Below are 396 nucleotides of genomic sequence, written 5' to 3' on the forward strand. Positions count from 1 at the left end.
AGCTGACAGGAGACGTCTTCGAGCAACTCCTGCGGAATGGCGACCGATGCGACGCCATCTTCTTTATCCTCTTGCTCTTGCACCCTTTTGACTTCTTCTACTTCGCCCACAGCCCAACCTCGATTCACAGCTCTTTTACGAGCTCCGCCATGGTGGCACGCCTAAAGGGAGGCTCAAAGTTTATCTCCTGCCCCTGATAGACGACGCGCCTGCCGCCCACAGCGTCGGCGCAAGCCACAACGATCTCCTCTGTGAGGTCCATCATGTAGCTCTCGTGCCTCACCTCGTTCTTCTCGATCCTACGGTATTTCTCCTGGAGGCGACGGTTATGCTCCTCCAAGGGATCGGGCTCAAGGGATAGCGTCTTAACGATGGCTCGCCGGCCGCGCTCCTTCC

The 396-nt window shown here is 57.6% G+C and carries 1 pseudogene; it reads right to left on the reverse strand.

Features of this window, described 5'->3' with window-relative positions:
- Positions 1 to 124: 124 nt before the first annotated feature.
- Positions 125 to 396, reverse strand: a pseudogene (locus EZM41_RS06210) (hypothetical protein); the annotation flags it as partial.

The sequence above is a fragment of the Acetomicrobium sp. S15 = DSM 107314 genome, from assembly GCF_016125955.1.
GTDB lineage: Bacteria > Synergistota > Synergistia > Synergistales > Thermosynergistaceae > Thermosynergistes > Thermosynergistes pyruvativorans.